The organism is Idiomarina sp. UBA3162, from assembly GCF_002364475.1.
Taxonomy (GTDB): domain Bacteria; phylum Pseudomonadota; class Gammaproteobacteria; order Enterobacterales; family Alteromonadaceae; genus Idiomarina.
Genome location: NZ_DEYI01000061.1, coordinates 1 through 2,635 on the forward strand (window position 1 = coordinate 1; position 2,635 = coordinate 2,635).

Sequence of the window (2,635 nt, forward strand, 5' to 3'; positions counted from 1 at the left end):
CATACAAACCGACACGCTCTAAATCATTTGAAGACCCCAACTGCCACTGGTCGGCACCTAGTGGGCGTGCAAGCGTGCGCCAATCGCTTACATGTTCGCGCCATGGCAGCCGATTCCATAACGCCCGTAACTCATCGCTCGTCATACGCTGTTTCTCGGTCACCACGATATTGACCGGCTCGGTGGCATAGCGTCCTAAGCAAAAGTCACCCGCATAGGGCATACGCATGGCATACTCATCAGCAAAACCGAGCCAGTGCGCCCACTCATGCTTAATAACATCATCGTCGGCACTTTGCCCAAGTACCATCACTGTAGGGCGTGTGTATGAGCGTCCCGCCTCTGCGAAAATAATGGTTCGTGTGTTGCTGGGTAAGTGAGTCTCATCACATTTCGCTTGTTGGTTATCTGCGACTGAACAATGTTGTTTGGATTTACGCTGCCAGGCAAAGCACACAGAGTGAGTCCTCAACTCACTCTGCATGCTACTGACCGCGTTGAGCAGTGCAACAAAACGCCCTTTACTCGCGTTTGAACGCGCGATAACGGACACAACTGAGGAACACGATTGTTTATGTTGCGTGGCGATAAGTTTGCGCGCTCGAACGGAGAGCGCTGGTTGGCCAAAGCGCTCATACCAATCTGACCAAGCGACCGTCGGATCATGTAAAGCTAAATCGGCTAACTGCTGTTGAGCAACCTCATCACCTCGATCTGCCGCGATATTGAGCCAGCGCCTGTTGTGTTGAGGAAATTCGGACTGTAATCGCTCTAGCGCGTTTTGCGAACCGTTTTTGGCGGCGCGTTGCCACCATATTAATGCTTCACTGGCGCGTTGCGTGTGCCAATAACGTTCACCCACTTCAAACTGGGCATTGGCGTCTCCAGCTAAGGCGGCGGACCAACGCAGTTGTGTTGAGGTGGGATAAGAATCTTGGGCAATGAGGGTCACCACTAGAGTGACCACTATTAGAAAACAGAGGATTCTCATTGCAGTTGTTTGCGAGTTTGCTCCAATTCAATATCAGCGTAACGATGTTCAACAAATTCATGCACATTGGTCGTTAGTGCTAACTTAAAGTAGTTGGCCGCCTTACTCCATTGTTGCTGACGCTGACTGTATTTACCTAAATAAAAATAAGCCTCACACAGACGTTCTGCTAGGGTTTCATCCCCTCGCAACTGGGTGGTAAGTTGCTGCAAAAACTCACCCTCGCTGAGCTCCCCCAAATACAATTCAATAATTCGGTTTGCCCAATCGTCTTCGTCAATGCCTTGCTGATTACGTGCCAGTGCGTTAAGTGCTTCATTGGGTGACTCTCGATATTGCGCCAAGAACAACCAAATCACTCGATATGGGTCACTCGGATCGTTGTTGAGGTGTTGCTGAAAATCATTGACCGCAAACTTTACTCGATTATCGTAGTACTCGGCGATACCTCGATTAAGTAAGGCGTATGGGTGTTCTGGATCGAGTTCTAGAGCCGAATCAAGCGCTTCGAAAGCGAAATCAAATTCGCCTAACTCAGTGTACTGTATACCTAGGTAGTTGTAGGCATCAGCTAAACGCGGCTTAATTTCGATTGCTCGCATAAAATCCATGCGTGATAAGGTGCGTAAACCGAGCGCGTCATACAATGCCCCGCGACGATAATAAGCGAAAGCCAACTCTTCGTCAGATAACGAGTCGTCGCTAACCATCTGATTAATACGCGCGATCTCGATTTCATAGCGAAATTCAGCTTGCTCTGGTTCAGCTAACACGACATTAGGTGTCGGTGCTGCGACTTGCCTTGCTTGATTCGCCGGCGGGGTTGCGCATCCTGTTAGGGTCATAGCAAGCAACGCTGCCAAAGAAAGTAATCGCATAAAAATACCCTTTTGAATTTACTCCATTAGAGCAAAAAAAGCCCCGTTGAGCTAGCTCAACAGGGCTTTTACTGAATAAAGATTAACGATTAGTCTTCGTTTTTCTCTTCGGTTTGCTCAGTTGCTTGTTCGTTATTCGCTTCAGCGGGCTTTTCAGCCGCTTCTTTCATGCTCAAACGAACACGACCTTGACGGTCAATTTCAAGCACCTTAACTGGCACTGTGTCACCGACTTTCAAGTAGTCATTGACATCATTCACACGCTCTTCAGCGATCTGTGAAATATGTACCAAGCCATCTTTACCCGGTAGTACTGTAACGAACGCACCGAAGTCAACGATACGGGCTACTTTACCTTGATAGATTTTGCCTACTTCAATTTCAGCAGTCAGCTCTTTAATACGCTTAATCGCTGCGTCGGCATCATTTTGGTCGCTAGCAGCGATCTTAATAGTGCCGTCATCGCCAATTTCAATGTTGGTATTGGTTGACTCAGTCAACTCACGGATAACCGCGCCGCCTTTACCAATCACGTCTTTGATCTTATCTTGATCAATCTTGATAGTCGTGAAACGAGGTGCGTAAGTAGACAGCTCATCACGGTGTTCACCAATCGCCTCATCCATCACAGATAAGATGTGCAAACGTGCTGCTTTAGCTTGGCCTAGCGCGCTTTCCATGATGTCGCGGGTGATACCATCAATTTTGATGTCCATCTGCAACGCAGTAATACCTTCGTTATTACCCGCTACTTTAAAGTCCATGT

At 48.0% G+C, this 2,635-nt stretch carries 3 protein-coding genes; all 3 read right to left on the minus strand.

The window, feature by feature from the left end:
- Positions 1-991, minus strand: a 991-nt coding sequence (locus tag B2X00_RS07750; protein WP_290486958.1) for a hypothetical protein, incomplete at its 3' end; no start/stop codon positions are given.
- Positions 988-1,869 carry a lipoprotein NlpI gene (gene nlpI / locus B2X00_RS07755; protein WP_290486960.1) on the minus strand — a complete coding sequence of 294 codons (882 nt, stop codon included), beginning with the start codon at positions 1,867-1,869 and terminating at the stop codon, positions 988-990. The genes B2X00_RS07750 and nlpI, both read right to left, overlap by 4 nt.
- Positions 1,870-1,958: 89 nt before the next feature.
- Positions 1,959-2,635, minus strand: a 677-nt coding sequence (locus tag B2X00_RS07760; RefSeq protein ID WP_290486962.1) for a S1 RNA-binding domain-containing protein, incomplete at its 5' end; no start/stop codon positions are given.